At 74.1% G+C, this 479-nt stretch carries 1 pseudogene; it reads left to right on the top strand.

The features are described from left to right. Nucleotides 1-453, top strand: a pseudogene (locus LPA54_RS37370) (NmrA family transcriptional regulator); the annotation flags it as partial. Between the last annotated feature and the right edge of the window lie 26 nt (nt 454-479).

Genomic DNA, 479 nt, shown 5'->3' with positions numbered 1-479 from the left:
GACCGGCTCCAGGCGAGCGGCTACTTCCGCGCCAAGCAGGCGCAGGAGGACCTGATCCGGGACTCCGGCATGCCGTACACGATCGTGCACGCCACGCAGTTCTTCGAGTTCATGAAGGGACTGGCGGACCTGTCGACCGTCGACGGCACGGTGCGGGTGCCTCCGGCGAAGTTCCAGCCGATGGCCGCGGACGACGTGGCCGCGGCGGTGTGCCGCACGGCGGTCGCCTCCCCGCTCGACGGCATGGTCGAGGTCGGCGGCCCCGAGGCCCTCTTCCTGGAGGAACCCCTCCGCACGGCGCTCTCCGTCGCGGGCGACCCGCGCGAGGTGGTGACGGATCCCGAGGCGGGCTACTCGGGCGCCCCGGTGGACGAGTCGACGCTCCTCCCGGGCCCGGACGCGGAGCTCGCGACCACGCGGTACGCGGACTGGCTGGCCGCCCAGCAGCGGTGACGCGCCCTGGAGCCGTGGCCCTCGCC

The organism is Streptomyces sp. DH12, from assembly GCF_020873895.1.
Lineage (GTDB): Bacteria > Actinomycetota > Actinomycetes > Streptomycetales > Streptomycetaceae > Streptomyces.
The sequence above is the reverse complement of the archived record's forward strand: the minus strand, read 5'-3'. Positions and strand labels throughout refer to the sequence as shown.